This is a genomic window from Lentzea pudingi (assembly GCF_014646255.1).
GTDB lineage: Bacteria > Actinomycetota > Actinomycetes > Mycobacteriales > Pseudonocardiaceae > Lentzea > Lentzea pudingi.
Window position 1 is genome coordinate 454,623 of the sequence record NZ_BMNC01000004.1, and the last position, 13,261, is coordinate 467,883.

Below are 13,261 nucleotides of genomic sequence, written 5' to 3' on the forward strand. Positions count from 1 at the left end.
ACCGAACATGACGAGTTTGCGCACAGTGCTGGTGGTGGGGGCGGGCGCGGCGGGCGCCGCTGCCGCCACCCTGCTGGCCGCAGGAGGCGTCGAGGTCGACGTGGTCGAGCGAGAGCCAGAAGTCGGCCTGCACGGAGCGGGGATCACCCTGCAGGGCAACGCTTTGCGCGTCCTGCGCGAGCTCGGCGTGTGGGATCAGGTGCGCAAGCTCGGGTACGCCTTCGACAGCCTCGCGCTGCGCACCCCCGACGGCCGTCTGATCGTCGAGATGGACGACCTGCGCACCGGCGGCGACGACCTGCCCGCCACCCTGGGCATGCAGCGACCTGACTTCGCCCGCGTGCTGGTGGACCGGGCACGTGAAGCCGGCGCTGCTGTGCGCACCGGCATCACGGTCGCGGAACTGGACCAGGACGACCACGGTGCGGACGTGCGGTTCTCCGACGGCTCCGCCGGGCGCTACGACCTGGTCATCGGCGCCGACGGCATCCGGTCCGCGACCCGGCAGCAAATCGGCACATACCTGGATCCGCAGCCCACCGGCATGGGCATCTGGCGTGTCACCGCGTCCCGCCCGGAGGGTCTCGACCGCACGGAGCTGATCTACGGCGGTCCCTGCTACATCGCCGGCTACTGCCCGACCAGTCCCGACACCGTCTACGCCTACCTCGTGGAAGCCGCGCAGGACCGCTCGGGGTTGACCGCCGAACAGCGCCTCGAGGTCGTACATGACCTGGCTGCAGGTTATGGCGGCTACTGGGACCACATCCGCGAGCACATGACCGACCCGAACTACACCTGGTTCGAGGCTCACGTCGTGGAACGCCCTTGGCACAAGGGGCGCGTGGTGCTGATCGGCGACGCCGCGCACTCCTGCCCGCCGACGCTGGCCCAGGGCGCCGCGCAGGCGCTCGAGGACGCCTCGGTGCTGGCTGAGCTGCTGCTGGCGGCCGACGAGGTCGACGAGGAGTTGTGGCAACGGTTCGGTGATCGGCGCTTCGAGCGGGCCAAGACCGTGGTCGACGCCTCGGTGCAGGTCGGACGGTGGCTGCTCGACGGCGAGCGCGGGGACGTGCCGGGCCTGATGGGCCGCATCGCCACGATGGTGAGGGAGCCCGCGTGACCGTCGACGTGCACGCCCATGTCCTGCTTCCCGCCGTTGAGGAACTCGTCGCCGGCGCTCCCGGTCACGCCGAGCACCGCGCCCTGGACGCCGCCCGCAACGGCGAGGCGTCGCTGGCCGCGTCCGGGCGGATGATCGCGGAACGCCTTCCCCGGTTGCTCGACCTCGACGCCCGGCTGGCCGCCATGGACGCGTCCGGAGTGGACAGTCAGGTGGTGTCGGTCTCTCCGTCGCAGTACCACTACTGGGCTGAACCGGAGCTGGCTAAGCAGGTCGTCAAGCAGATCAACGAGGGTGTCGCCGCCTTGTGTGCGCAACGCCCGGACCGCCTGACCGGCCTGGGCACCATTGCCCTGCAGCACCCTGAGTCGGCGGTCGACGACCTCGAGCACGCCGTCCTGGGCTGCGGGCTGTGCGGAGTGCAGATCTCCTCACACGCTCCGACCGGCGCCTCGACGGTGGAGTTGTCGGATGACAGGCTGTCGCCTTTGTGGGCGCGAGCCGAGGAGCTGGGCGCGGTCGTGTTCGTCCATCCCTTCGGATGCACGCTCGACGCCCGCCTGGACCGCTGGTACCTGTCCAACAGCGTCGGGCAGCCGGTGGAGAACGCCGTGGCGTTGTCACACCTGATCTTCTCCGGTGTGCTGGACCGGCATCCCGACCTGCGGCTGCTGTTCTCGCACGGCGGCGGCTACCTGCCCACCTACCTGGGACGGGCGGACCACGCCTGGCGCACCCGTCCCGACGCCCGATCCTGCCGAGACCTGCCCAGCAGCTACGTGCGCCGCGTGCACTTCGACTCGCTGGTCCATACGCCTCAAGCATTGCGCGCACTGGTGCTGGCGGTCGGTCCTGAGCAGGTGCTGCTGGGCTCGGACTACCCCTTCGACATGGGGGTCGAGGACCCGGTCACCCGGCTCGACGCGGCCGGACTCGCGCCACGCGACCGCGACCGCATCGCCCACGGCAACGCCCGCAGGCTCGGCCTGCTGCCCCAGGAGGAGTCATGACAGACCGGCTGATCACCCACTTGCGGCACGTTGACCTCGCCGTACCCGACTTCCAGCGGCAGCGGGACTTCTACGTCGACATGTGGGGCCTGACCCCCGTGCACGAGGAGAAGGGGCTCGTCTTCCTCGCCGCCGAGGGCTCACCCGAGCAGTACGTCGTGCGCATCCGCACCGACGAGCAGAAGCGCCTCGACCTGGTGTCCTTCGGTGCCGGCTCGCGCGAGGACGTGGACGCGCTCGCCGAACGCCTGGGCCGCAAGGGCGTCAAGCTCGTCAGCGAACCCGATGTGGTGCAGACCCCCGGCGGTGGCTACGGCTTCCGCTTCTTCGACATCGACGGCCGGACAGTCGAGGTGTCGTGCGAGGTGGAGGTGCGAAAGCACCGCAAGGTTGAGGAAGGGGAGTCGGTCCCCGTCAAGCTTTCGCACGTCGTGCTCAACTCGCCCAGCCCCGAACGCACTGTGGCGTTCTACGACGAAGCGTTGGACTTCAAGCTGTCGGACACTTTGACGTCGAAGCACATGGGCGACGTGATGTGGTTCCTGCGCTGCAACCCGCAGCACCACAGCATCGCGATCGCTCGCGGCCCGCACGTCTCGTTGCACCACGCGTCGTTCGAGATGCGTGGCATCGACGAGTACATGCGCGGCTCCGGCCGGCTCATGCGGGCCGGGATCACCAAGGTGTGGGGCCCTGGCAGGCACATGGCGGGCAACAACACCTTCACCTACTTCCTCGACCCGCACGGGAACACCGTCGAGTACACGACCGAGCTTGAGGAGCTGGACGAGGACACCTGGCACCCGCACCTCTACGACTTCTCGAAGCCCGAGGTCACCGACGTGTGGGGGACCGCGAACCCGATGAACGAACTGGTCGCCAAGGAGTCGTTCAACGACCCCGACAACGGCGTGTTCGTGGCGCCGCCGGTCTGATGCGCCTCGCCACCTACCGCCACGAGGGACGCGTACGCGCGGGAGTCCTCGTGAACGACCACCTGCACGACCTGCCCAACGGCTACACGGCGCTGGACGCCGTGTGCCTGGGCTTGGTCGAGTTGCTCGACCTGGGCAACCGGGCGATCAACTCGGCACCCCCGGTGCCACTGACCGAAGTGCGCCTGTTGCCACCGTTGACACCGCCGACCGTGCGCGACTTCGTCGCCTTCGAAGAGCACGTGGAAGGTGTTGTGCGCAGCGTGTCCGGCTCTGCCGGCGTGGCACCCGAGTGGTACGAGGCACCCACTTTCTACTTCACCAACCCTTCCGCCCTCATCGGCGCACATGATCCGGTCGAAGTACCTCACGGTTGCGAGAAGCTCGACTTCGAGCTGGAGGTGGCCGCGGTCATCGGCAGGGAAGGGATCGACCTGGATCCGGTGGCTGCCCGCAAACACATCATCGGCTACACGATCCTGAACGACTGGTCCGCCCGCGATCTGCAGGCGCGCGAGATGCGCGTCAACCTCGGCCCGGCCAAGGGGAAGGACTTCGCCTCCACCCTCGGGCCGTGGCTCGTCACCGCGGACGAGCTGGAGGCACACCACGACGCCGACGGCTTCCTGCGGCTGAGGATGACCGTTGAGGTCAACGGCCGGTTGGTCGGGGAGGACCTGCTGTCCAACATGGGCTGGCCGTTCGGAGATCTCGTCGCCTACGCATCACGCGGTGCGTGGGTCAGACCCGGCGACGTGCTCGGATCCGGCACGGCCGGCAACGGCGGCTGTCTGGCAGAGCTATGGGGGAGGGGCGTCGACATCCCGCCCCTGCGGCCAGGTGATCAGGTCACCATGACCGTCGAGGGCATCGGCACCGTCACCAACACGGTCACCGCCCGCTCCAGTCCGCCACCACCTCCGGTTCGGCCGGCTCGTGCTCGGCCGAGAGACCGCGGGTGACCGGCGCGCTCGCCGGGAAGGTCGTCGTGGTGACGGGAGCTGCGCGCGGTCAAGGCGCCGCCGCAGCCCTCGCCCTGGCCGAAGCGGGCGCCCAGGTGATCGCCACCGACCTCGCGGAGGAAGCTGATCTGCCTGCCACGGTCGGGTACCACCGCCTGGACGTGACCGATCACGCCGGCTGGTCGGAGCTGGCACAGAGGCTGACGGACCAGCACGGCGCGGTGCACGGCTTGGTCGCCAACGCCGGGGTGACGTGGCGGGCTCGCCTGGGTGACGTCGAACCCGCCGATCTGCATCGCGTCGTGGACGTGAACGTCATCGGCGTGCTCCTTGGCGTGCAACACATCACTCCGCTGATGCCGGCGGGTGGGTCGGTCGTCGTCATGGGCTCGGCCGCTGCCCTCACCGAGCATTACCCGGTGGCCTACACAGCGAGCAAGTGGGCGTTGCGCGGCTTGGTGAAGGCCGCGTGTGTGGAGCTCGGTCCGCGAGGGATTCGAGTGAACGCCGTGCACCCCGGTTTCATCGAGACCCCGATGACGGCGTCGGCACCACCCGCGTTCCGCAACGCCGACATCGCTGAAACCCCGTTGGGACGCACGGGGACAGCGGATGAGGTCGCTTCCGTCGTGCTGTTCCTGATCGGCGACGGGGCGTCGTTCGTGACCGGTGCCGAAATCGCGGTAGACGGCGGGATGACGGCTCACGGCGGTGCGAAGTTGATCTCCGATGCCGTGCGGTGATGCTCGCCTGCGCCCACACCCTCAGCTTGATCGTGGACCGTGCAGCACCACGGCGGTACCGTCCGGAACGGTCACCACGCAGCGCAACTCGTGCGGTCCTTCGGTGATCGGTCCGACCTCGAGACCTGAGTCTTTCGCGCTGGCGTGTGCTCGTTCCAGGTCGGGCACTCGCACCAGCACTGCCGGGCCGTCGTGCACACGATCGGTACCGGCCAGCGCCAAGCGTCCGCCCGCCACGTCGAACTGAGCCCAGCGGTCACCGTCGACGAAGGTGGGCGGCACGCCGAGCAGGGCCGACCACAGCGCGACCGAACCTGCCAGGTCGTCGGCGGGGATCATCGTCGCGATGCGCTCGGCGCTCATGGGCAACAAACCTACTGACGTGTCAGTCGGTCGTCAACTGGTTGTCGAGGAGGTCCATCAGCAGCTCGAATGCGGGAATTGTGGGTGCGTCGGGCTCGAGGAGCCAGATCTTCTGCAAGCCATTGATGGTCGCCGCGACGAGGGTGACGACGGTTTCCAGGTCTTCTGCCGGCGTCTCGTGCTCTAGGCGCCGCCGGATCTCGTCGCGCACCTTCACCAGGCGTTCGGCCACGTACCGCGCGGCGGCCTCGTTGCCCGCAATCGCCTCACCCTCCAGCACGTGGACGAGCTGCAGCGGGGTGCGTGCCGCCGCGTCGCGGCCGAGGAAGACTCCGAGCTCCCGAATGGTGTCCAGGCCGGTGGTTCCCGTCTCGCCGCCCGCGCGTTCCTGCGCCCACTCGCGTTCCCGGTCGAGCACTGCCAGGAACAACGCCTCCTTGGACGGGAAGTGGTGCAGCAGACCGGTGCGTCCCAGCCCCACCCGCTTGGCCACCGCGTCCAAAGTGGTCAGTGCGTAGCCGTTCTCGGCGAAGACCTCGGACGCCGCGGTGACGATCTCCGCCTTGATCGTGGCGCTCTCCTCGATCTGGCGCTGGGAGCGCCGGCGAGGCCGGCGGGCGGGTGGCTGCGGCGGAGTCTGCTCGATCACCGGCTGATGGTATCCACGGCGCAAGGGCATGGAGCGCGTGAATACGCGGTATCGGAAGCATCGATTTCCGGTCTGTCCGGGTCGTTGCGACAGTGGGGGCGTCTTGCGTCCTGGTGACGCAGCAAACCCGTGTGTTCGACGGACATAGGAGTCCCATGTCGACCAGAACCGATACGCCTGCGCACCCGCCGCGCGTCCGCGCACCTTTCCTCGTCTCCTACGGCTTGGCCAACTTCGGCCTCTGGCTGGCCGTGATGACGCCCGTCATCGTCTCGCTGCAACTGCGTGTCGCCCAGATCGACCCCGTGGCGAAGGAGCGCAACCTCTCCCTCGTCCTCGGCCTCGGGGCGTTCGTCGGGATGGTGGCCAACCCAATCGCCGGCCGGATGTCGGACCGCACCGCGTCGCGGTTCGGCATGCGCAAGCCGTGGATCGTCGGCAGCGCTCTGCTAGGGGTCGCAGGGCTGACGGTCGTCGCGATGGGTGACACCATCGCCGTGGTGGCCGCGGGGTGGTGTCTCGCGCAGATCTCCTACAACGCCATGCTCGCCGGTTTGATGGCGGTGCTGCCCGACCAGGTTCCGCCCGAGCAGCGCGGCACGGTGTCCGGGACGCTCGGCATGGGACAGGCGGTCGCGGCCGTGGTGGGCACCGGGATCGCGGGGGCGCTGTCGGACTCGGCTCTGCTCATGTTCGTGGTACCCGGTGTGGTCGCCGCCGTCAGCGCGATAGTCATGGCCGTGCAGCTGCGCGACCGCAGGCTCGACCCGGTCGACCGGCCGCCGTTCGCGTGGGCCGACCTGGCGCGCAGCTTTTCGCTCAACCCGCGTCAGCACCCGGATTTCGCCTGGGCCTGGCTGAGCCGGTTCATGATCTTCATGGCTATCGCCTCGGTGCTCAACTACCAGGTCTACTACCTCCAGGACCGGTTGGGCCTCGGTGACGACGTCACGCGCGTGCTCGGGCTCGGAGTCGTCGTGCAGACGGTGACGGTGGTGCTGACCAGCAACCTGATGGGGTGGCTGTCCGACCGCGTCGGGCGGCGGCGGATCTTCGTCTGCATCGCCGGACTGGTCGCCGCGAGCGGTCTGGTCCTCTTGGCCGTCGCCGACGACCTGCCGCTGTACGTGGTGGCCATGGCGCTCACGGGGCTCGGGCAGGGCACCTACTTCGCCGTGGACTTCGCACTCGTCGCCGACGTGCTGCCCGACCGGCGGCGCAACGCGGCCAAGGACCTCGGAGTGATCAACGTGGCCAACACCTTGCCGCAGTCGTTGGCGCCCGCGATCGCACCGGTGTTCCTCGCGGTCGGCGCGGGGGACAACTACCCGCTGCTGTTCACCGCTGGTGCGGTGTTCGCGTTGCTCAGCGGTCTGACCGTGCTGAAGATCCGCGGAGCACGCTGATCGGTGCCGCCGATTTGCTCGAGGAACTCCGCACGTCTATTGACCGACTGACAAGTCAGTCGTTAGATTCTTCTGCATCATCCGACTCTCCGCCGAGAGGTCTTCATGCGCATCGACGTTCACGCCCACTACTGGGCGGCTGAGTACATCGACCGGCTGGTCGCCCTGGGCCGCAACGACCTCGCCTTCGCCGGCCGTCAAGCGGACGACCTCGCCCAACGGGTCGACGAAATGGATTCGGTCGGCGTCGACGTGCAGATCCTGTCCGCCATCGGCCTCAACACCGAGGTGCCGGATCCGGCCGGTTCCCGTGATGCGGCCCGATGCATCAACGACATCTACGGCGGCATCGTCGAGCGGTTCGGCGGTCGCTTCCGGGCGTTCGGCAGCGTTCCGCTGCCGTTCGTCGACGAGGCGATCGCCGAGACCGACCGCGTTCTGGGCGAGCTGGGTATGACCGGCATCGCGTTGCCCTGCTCCGTCGACGGCCGTCCCCTGGACGCCCCCGAGTTCGAGCCGTTCTGGGAGAACCTGGCTCGTTACGACGCGGTGGTGTACCTACACCCGGTCGGCTCGAACTCGGCCGTGCACCCCGGCTTGGGCGACTGGGGGCTGCACACCGCCTACGGCAGCCCCCTCCAACTGGCCACCGCCGCCACGCGGATGGTGTTCTCCGGCTTGACCTTCCGGCACCCGACGCTGAAGTTCGTCTTCGGTGTGTGCGGCGGCATCCTGCCCTTCCTGTGGCCGCGTCTGGAACGCAACCTGCGCCGCGCTTTCGACCACAGCGCGGACAAGGCCGTGGGCGGCGGCTACTTCAGCTGGGTGAAGGAGCTGCCGCTCGACCCCGACGACCCCATGTCGGCGTTCAAGCGGTTCTGGTACGACACCAGCACCCAGGAGGTGCCAGAGGCGTTGCTGCTGGCCAAGAACACCTACGGCGTCGAGCGGATGTTGCTGGGCAGCGACGCCATCTTCGCCTCTCTCACCGAAGCCGTGCACTACATCGAGAGCTCCTCGTACCTCACCGACGAGGAGAAGCACGACGTGCTCGACCTCAACGCCCAGAAGCTTCTCAACCTGCCCGCACCCCGCTGACCCCTGGAGCCCGATATGCGCGTGTCCGTATTCATGGGCCCGTTCTCCCGCGGTCCGCAGGAGGACAAGCCCAACATCGACCTGTGCATCGAGCAGGCCGTGCAGGCCGCCGAGGCAGGGTTCGCCATGGTCACCTTCGGCGAACAGCACTTCAACAATTACGAGCCTTACAGCAACCCGTTCCTCATGGCGGCACGCCTCGCCCCGCACCTGGGGGAGACGTGGTTCGGCACCACGATCGTGCCCCTGGTCTTCCACGACCCGTTGCGGCTGGCCGAGGACGCCAGCGTGGTCGACCTGTTGCTGGCAGGCCGGTTCATCTTGGGGATGTCCGCAGGAAGGGTCGGCTTCTCGCCCGACTTTGCCAATTTCGGTCTGTACGCCGAGGACCGCGATGCGATCTTCGCTTCCAAACTGGACACTTTGCGTGCCGCGTTCGCCCACGAACCCGGTGACCCGCCCATCGAGGTCGACACCCCGTGGCACCGCGGCACGCTCAACGGCAGGCTCATGCCGGTGTCCCACCGCGCGGGCGGACCGCTGCTGGCGATCGGCACCAACACCGACGCCACCATCGTGCGCATCGCCGAACAGGGAACGCCGGTGTTCCTGGGGCCGTGCACGCTGCCTGATGCTGCGGCGAAGTTCCGCACGCACAGGGACGCGGCCATCGCCGCCGGGCACAGCGAGTCCGATGTGGACGTGATGTCGTCGCGCTCCCTCGTCACCCGGCACGTCATCGTCGGCCGGACTTCCGAACTGGCCTGGGAGCGCGCGGAACTCATGGCCGGTGCCAACCCGATGATGGACCGCTCCAACGACGGGCGTTCCCTGCGAGAACTGGCCAAGGTCGACCTGGCCGAGAACCCGGACGACCGCAACGCCAAGCATGTGCAGTCGTGGATCCTGGCGGGGGATCCCGACGAGGTGACGGCGCAGATGCTGGCTTACCGGGCCGCCGGAGTGCCGCAGCTGCTGACCCGCTTCACCGTCGGCGGTTACAACCCGGACGAGATCCGCGACTCGTTCCGGAGGTTCGTCGACCACGTGATGCCCGCACTCGACGCACCTGTGTTCCCGCCGCTGCCCGAGCACGAGGTCCGCAAGCACGAATCCCCCGTCCTGCCTGCTGTTACCGGTCTCGCGGGCACGGGAGAGATCGAAGGCAAGTGGCGCGTGGTGCTGGACACGCCGATGGGCAGGCAGCCGGTCGAGCTGGAACTGCTGGTCGACGAGGGCAGTCTGCGCGGCACGGTCACGCAGGGCGGTGCGGCCGTCGATCTGGCCGACGGCCAAGTCAACGGCCAGGACGCGACCTTCACCGCCGCGGTCACCCAACCGTTCCCAATCACTATCACCTACGCCGTCACCGTGGCAGGTGACACCATCAGCGGTACGGCGCAAGCGGGCGCCTTCCCGCCCTCACCTCTGACGGGGGAGCGCGCGTGATGACGCTCGACAGCTCCGACTTCCGCAGGGTCCTGTCCCACTTCTGCAGCGGCATCGTCGTCGTCACGGCCGTGCACGACGGCGACCCGGTCGGCCTGACCTGCCAGTCGTTCACCTCGCTATCGATCTCTCCGCCGCTGGTGTCCTTCGCCGTGGCCAGGACTTCGAGCAGCTGGGCGCGGATCAGGGCGGCGCAACGCTTCGCGGTCAACATCCTGGGGGAGCACCAGCAGCACGTGAGCCGGTCGTTCTCCGCGAGCGGGACCGACAAGTTCGCTGGCCACTCCTGGAGGACCGGACCGCTCGGTTCCCCGTTGTTGGACGGCGCTATCGCCCACGTCGACTGCGAGCTGCATGCGGTGCACGAGGGCGGGGACCACGACATCGTCGTCGGCGCCGTACACCAGGTGATCGAGAACCCGGCCGCGGGGCGTCCGTTGTTGTACTTCCGCAGTGCCTACCACGTCCTTAGGGACGAGCACCCACCCGCCGCGTGAACCGGGCCGCCCTTGTCTGGGGCGGCCCGCACGACTCAGACCCGTCGGCCCACCAGTGGGGAAGGCGGGAAGTGACCAGCGGTCACCTGCCCCGTCATCTCGTCGCCCGCGACCGTCACGTCGAACTGCAGCTTCAGCGGAATCGGCACGGTGATCGAGGTCGTCCACGTGAGGTGGTCACCGTCCGCGGAGCCGTCGGCGATCGGTACGGACTCTCCGTGCGCCGTGGACGTGCCGGTCAGCGACGAGCCGTCCACCTCGAGGTCCAGCTCTGTCTCCTGCACACCCATTCCAGTAGTGACCGTCGCCGTCCACGTCCCATCGGCCGCCATGCCCGCTCCCTCGCTGAAGATGTCTGTCCGAACGCGACCGTACGAGTGGGGGACGGGCGCCGATACCTTTCGCACCATCGCTTTTCCAGATGGTGCGCTTCGGCCGGACCGATGCCGTGAACGACTGCTGATCAAGCCTGTCATCGCGCAGGAGGTCATAGCGGGTATACGAAAAAGGGATCATCGACCGGCTCTTCGCAGTCTTCCTCCCGCCCTACTCTTCTGCCGGTACAAGTCCTGACTAGACCGAGTGGAACCGAGGAGTCACTGTGGGAGTTCCGGCAGTCCCCGCAGATCCCGCAGAGCTGCTTCGGTGGTTGGCCGACCACGCCGCCATCCGTGCGCTGATCGACGCCTTCGCGATCAGCATCGACACACGGGATCAGGAAACCTACACGGACACCTTCACCGAGGACGCCACACTTTCGTTGCCGTTCGGCTCTTTCCGCAGCCGTGGGGAGATCGCCGCGATGCCCACGGCGCCGCCACCGATGACCTCGCACCACCTGGTCGGTACCCACCGCTGCGATGTGAACGGGGATGACGCACAGGCGCGGTGGAACGTCATCGCCACCCACATCTTCGATGCGGCGCAACCGGACAAGCACGCTCAGGCAGGTGGCTGGTACGAGGCGACACTGCGGCGCACCGAGCAGGGATGGCGCTTCTCGTCCGTGCAGCTGCACATCAAGTGGAACAGCGGCGCCATGATTCCCAGGAAGAGCTCGTGACGACGCGGACCCCTGTCGCCGAATCGCCGTTGCTGAGCGGTCCGCATCGGCTCAAGCTGGCCACCTTTGGCTTCAACGCCCAGGGCGGTACGACCATCACCAGCGCGGAGGGACCTCCGGACACCGACTGGGACCAGCAGGTCCGCATCGCCCAACTGTCGGAGGCTGCCGGTATCGAAGCGGTGCTGCCCGGCGCGCGGTGGCTCGGCTACGGCGGTCGCACGAACTTCCAGGGACGCAGCTACGACACGTTCGCCTGGGCTGCGGCCATCGCCGCTGTCACCACGCGTTGCCAGGTGTTCGCCACCTTCCACCTGCCCACGGCGCACCCGGTGCGGGTGGCCAAGACGATCGCCACCATCGACCACGTCTCCGGCGGCCGTTTCGGGTTGAACATCGTCGCCGGCTGGAACGTTGACGAGCTGTCGATGTTCGGCCTGACGCAGCGCGACCACGACGAGCGCTACGACTTCGGTGATGACTACCTGGCTGTCCTGAACCAGCTGCTCGACCACGACGGGTTCTTCGACCACACCGGCCCGTACTTCGAGCTGAAGCGGGGGTACTCCGAACCCAAGCCGCTCCAGTCACCCCGGCCGGTGTACATGGCCGCCGGTCTCAGCCCCCGCGGCCGCCGGTTCGCCGCCCAGCACGCCGACATCAGCTTCATGGCCGTGCAGGACGTCTCGAAGATCGCACCCGCGATCGCGCAGACCAAACAGGAGGCCCGCGACTTCGGACGCGACCTGATGGTGTTCGTGCAAACTCCGATCGTGTGTGCCGACACCGAGAAGGAGGCGCAGGAGCTCCTAGGTCACTACGTGGACGAGATGGGCGACTTCGAGGCCGCCCGCAACATGGTGTCGTCCTTGTTCGGAAACACGCTCGACACGACCGGTGCGCAGCGGGATGTCCCGGTGGAGGAGGGAGTGCGCGCCTTCCTGCGGCTCGCTGTGGCCGGGCACGGGGCCGCTCCTCTGATCGGCACACCGGAGCAGATCGTCGACGCGCTGCTCGTGCGTGCCGAAGCGGGAATCGACGGAGTGACGCTGTCCTGGCTCAACTACGAAGAGGGTCTGGTGCAGTTCCAGGAGAAGATCCTCCCGCTACTGGTCCAGGCAGGCTTGCGGGTCGACGAGGATCTGCCGGCGTCGTCACCGGAGCCGGTCCGGTGACCACCTCGGTGCTCGCGGTCGACGGGTCCCCGACCGGATCTGGGCGTACGAGGCTGGTGCTGGACGCCGTTCTCACGGGAGCCGAAGCCGTCGGTGCCCGGACGAGCCTCATCTCGCTGGCCGAGGCCGATGTGACCGAGGCGGTGGCAAAACTCGGCGAGGCCGACGCTTTCGTCATCGGCAGCCCGGTCCACCGGGGCTCCTACGCGACTCCGCTGAAAGCCCTGATCGACCGCACACCCCGCGGACGTTGGGGAGAGACCGAGCAGCCGCTCACCGCGCGTGCGGTCGGGATGGTGCTCACGGGTGCGCAGTGGTCGCACTACCTCGCGCTCGACGGTCTGCGCAGCGTGTTGGCGGGCTTCTTCGCCGCGCACGTCCTCAGTCCTGGGCTTTACGTGCCGGGTGAGGGATTCGGTCCAGACAAGAACCTGGTCGACTCCTTCGCAACCGAGGCGGCATCACAAGGAGCCGCTCTCGTAGCCCTGGCCGAGGCAGTCGCCGGATCGCAGGCGCTGCGCGCGGTCGAACCGCAGGTGTGAGGGAACTGCCAGACGCCGGTCTGGTGCCAGTCCCGCAACCGCCGCCACGCGGTCATGCCGGAACCGACCCGAGCACCAGAGGCAGGAACTCCCACGGGATCCCGGTGCAGAGCACAAACAGGATGCCGCACAACACCTTCCGGTCATCCAGCCGTTTACGCGCCGGATGGTCCGCACGACGCGGAACCACCGGGAGCAACGGCTCGATCCGCACCCACAACTCGTCGGACACGATTCACGGAAGCT

15 protein-coding genes and 1 pseudogene are annotated in these 13,261 nt (G+C 68.0%); 12 read left to right on the top strand and 4 right to left on the bottom strand.

The annotated features are described in order from the left end of the window. Positions 1 to 7 precede the first annotated feature (7 nt). From IEY88_RS17510 to IEY88_RS17530, 5 genes are read left to right on the top strand one after another with little or no spacing between them, the layout of a single operon-like run. Entirely contained in the window at positions 8 to 1,123 is a 1,116-nt protein-coding gene (locus tag IEY88_RS17510; RefSeq protein WP_189155813.1) for an FAD-dependent monooxygenase, read from the top strand. Beyond that, positions 1,120 to 2,133 (top strand): amidohydrolase family protein, encoded by a 1,014-nt coding sequence (locus IEY88_RS17515; protein WP_189155814.1) that lies wholly within the window; start codon positions 1,120 to 1,122, stop codon positions 2,131 to 2,133. The genes IEY88_RS17510 and IEY88_RS17515 overlap by 4 nt, the downstream gene beginning before the upstream one ends. Further along, entirely contained in the window at positions 2,130 to 3,068 is a 939-nt protein-coding gene (locus IEY88_RS17520; RefSeq protein WP_189155815.1) for a VOC family protein, read from the top strand. Before IEY88_RS17515 ends, IEY88_RS17520 begins: the two co-directional genes overlap by 4 nt. Then, entirely contained in the window at positions 3,068 to 4,030 is a 963-nt protein-coding gene (locus IEY88_RS17525) for a fumarylacetoacetate hydrolase family protein (RefSeq protein WP_189155816.1), read from the top strand. The genes IEY88_RS17520 and IEY88_RS17525 overlap by 1 nt, the downstream gene beginning before the upstream one ends. After that, a complete protein-coding gene (locus IEY88_RS17530; protein WP_189155817.1) occupies positions 4,027 to 4,773 on the top strand; it encodes an SDR family NAD(P)-dependent oxidoreductase in 747 nt (248 codons plus the stop codon). The genes IEY88_RS17525 and IEY88_RS17530 overlap by 4 nt, the downstream gene beginning before the upstream one ends. 21 nt (positions 4,774 to 4,794) lie before the next feature. Here the strand turns inward: IEY88_RS17530 and IEY88_RS17535 are convergent, their stop codons facing one another. Together IEY88_RS17535 and IEY88_RS17540 are read right to left on the bottom strand one after the other, a co-directional pair. After that, complete coding sequence (locus IEY88_RS17535) at positions 4,795 to 5,136, bottom strand: VOC family protein (protein WP_189155818.1); 342 nt, start codon at positions 5,134 to 5,136, stop codon at positions 4,795 to 4,797. A 22-nt stretch (positions 5,137 to 5,158) separates the two neighbouring features. Next, complete coding sequence (locus IEY88_RS17540) at positions 5,159 to 5,785, bottom strand: TetR/AcrR family transcriptional regulator (RefSeq protein ID WP_189155819.1); 627 nt, start codon at positions 5,783 to 5,785, stop codon at positions 5,159 to 5,161. Positions 5,786 to 5,940: 155 nt separating this feature from the next. Between IEY88_RS17540 and IEY88_RS17545 the strand changes: the two genes are divergently transcribed. From IEY88_RS17545 to IEY88_RS17560, 4 genes are all read left to right on the top strand, one after another. Further along, positions 5,941 to 7,191 carry an MFS transporter gene (locus IEY88_RS17545; protein WP_189155820.1) on the top strand — a complete coding sequence of 417 codons (1,251 nt, stop codon included), beginning with the start codon at positions 5,941 to 5,943 and terminating at the stop codon, positions 7,189 to 7,191. A gap of 105 nt (positions 7,192 to 7,296) precedes the next feature. Beyond that, positions 7,297 to 8,289 (top strand): amidohydrolase family protein, encoded by a 993-nt coding sequence (locus IEY88_RS17550; protein WP_189155821.1) that lies wholly within the window; start codon positions 7,297 to 7,299, stop codon positions 8,287 to 8,289. A gap of 15 nt (positions 8,290 to 8,304) precedes the next feature. Further along, complete coding sequence (locus IEY88_RS17555) at positions 8,305 to 9,738, top strand: LLM class flavin-dependent oxidoreductase (protein WP_189155822.1); 1,434 nt, start codon at positions 8,305 to 8,307, stop codon at positions 9,736 to 9,738. Next, positions 9,738 to 10,235 carry a flavin reductase family protein gene (locus IEY88_RS17560; protein WP_189155823.1) on the top strand — a complete coding sequence of 166 codons (498 nt, stop codon included), beginning with the start codon at positions 9,738 to 9,740 and terminating at the stop codon, positions 10,233 to 10,235. Before IEY88_RS17555 ends, IEY88_RS17560 begins: the two co-directional genes overlap by 1 nt. Before the next feature lie 35 nt (positions 10,236 to 10,270). Here the strand turns inward: IEY88_RS17560 and IEY88_RS17565 are convergent, their stop codons facing one another. Next, positions 10,271 to 10,567, bottom strand: a complete 297-nt coding sequence (locus IEY88_RS17565) for a hypothetical protein (RefSeq protein ID WP_189155824.1) — start codon at positions 10,565 to 10,567, stop codon at positions 10,271 to 10,273. A 317-nt stretch (positions 10,568 to 10,884) separates the two neighbouring features. Between IEY88_RS17565 and IEY88_RS17570 the strand changes: the two genes are divergently transcribed. From IEY88_RS17570 to IEY88_RS17580, 3 genes are read left to right on the top strand one after another with little or no spacing between them, the layout of a single operon-like run. Then, positions 10,885 to 11,298 (top strand): nuclear transport factor 2 family protein, encoded by a 414-nt coding sequence (locus IEY88_RS17570; RefSeq protein WP_189155825.1) that lies wholly within the window; start codon positions 10,885 to 10,887, stop codon positions 11,296 to 11,298. Then, positions 11,295 to 12,473, top strand: coding sequence for an LLM class flavin-dependent oxidoreductase (locus IEY88_RS17575; RefSeq protein WP_189155826.1), 1,179 nt, complete (start codon positions 11,295 to 11,297; stop codon positions 12,471 to 12,473). Before IEY88_RS17570 ends, IEY88_RS17575 begins: the two co-directional genes overlap by 4 nt. Next, positions 12,470 to 13,015 carry an NAD(P)H-dependent oxidoreductase gene (locus IEY88_RS17580; protein ID WP_189155827.1) on the top strand — a complete coding sequence of 182 codons (546 nt, stop codon included), beginning with the start codon at positions 12,470 to 12,472 and terminating at the stop codon, positions 13,013 to 13,015. The genes IEY88_RS17575 and IEY88_RS17580 overlap by 4 nt, the downstream gene beginning before the upstream one ends. A gap of 5 nt (positions 13,016 to 13,020) precedes the next feature. Here the strand turns inward: IEY88_RS17580 and IEY88_RS17585 are convergent. Next, a pseudogene (locus IEY88_RS17585) lies at positions 13,021 to 13,250 on the bottom strand (transposase); the annotation flags it as partial. Positions 13,251 to 13,261: the final 11 nt, after the last annotated feature.

Excerpts from the sequence above, each read along its gene's own strand:
- IEY88_RS17510 (WP_189155813.1), top strand. The coding sequence starts at position 8 with ATGACGAGTTTGCGCACAGTGCTGGTGGTGGGGGCGGGCGCGGCGGGC.
- IEY88_RS17520 (WP_189155815.1), top strand. The coding sequence starts at position 2,130 with ATGACAGACCGGCTGATCACCCACTTGCGGCACGTTGACCTCGCCGTA.
- IEY88_RS17525 (WP_189155816.1), top strand. The coding sequence starts at position 3,068 with ATGCGCCTCGCCACCTACCGCCACGAGGGACGCGTACGCGCGGGAGTC.
- IEY88_RS17535 (WP_189155818.1), bottom strand. The coding sequence starts at position 5,136 with ATGAGCGCCGAGCGCATCGCGACGATGATCCCCGCCGACGACCTGGCA.
- IEY88_RS17545 (WP_189155820.1), top strand. The coding sequence starts at position 5,941 with ATGTCGACCAGAACCGATACGCCTGCGCACCCGCCGCGCGTCCGCGCA.
- IEY88_RS17550 (WP_189155821.1), top strand. The coding sequence starts at position 7,297 with ATGCGCATCGACGTTCACGCCCACTACTGGGCGGCTGAGTACATCGAC.
- IEY88_RS17555 (WP_189155822.1), top strand. The coding sequence starts at position 8,305 with ATGCGCGTGTCCGTATTCATGGGCCCGTTCTCCCGCGGTCCGCAGGAG.
- IEY88_RS17560 (WP_189155823.1), top strand. The coding sequence starts at position 9,738 with ATGACGCTCGACAGCTCCGACTTCCGCAGGGTCCTGTCCCACTTCTGC.
- IEY88_RS17565 (WP_189155824.1), bottom strand. The coding sequence starts at position 10,567 with ATGGCGGCCGATGGGACGTGGACGGCGACGGTCACTACTGGAATGGGT.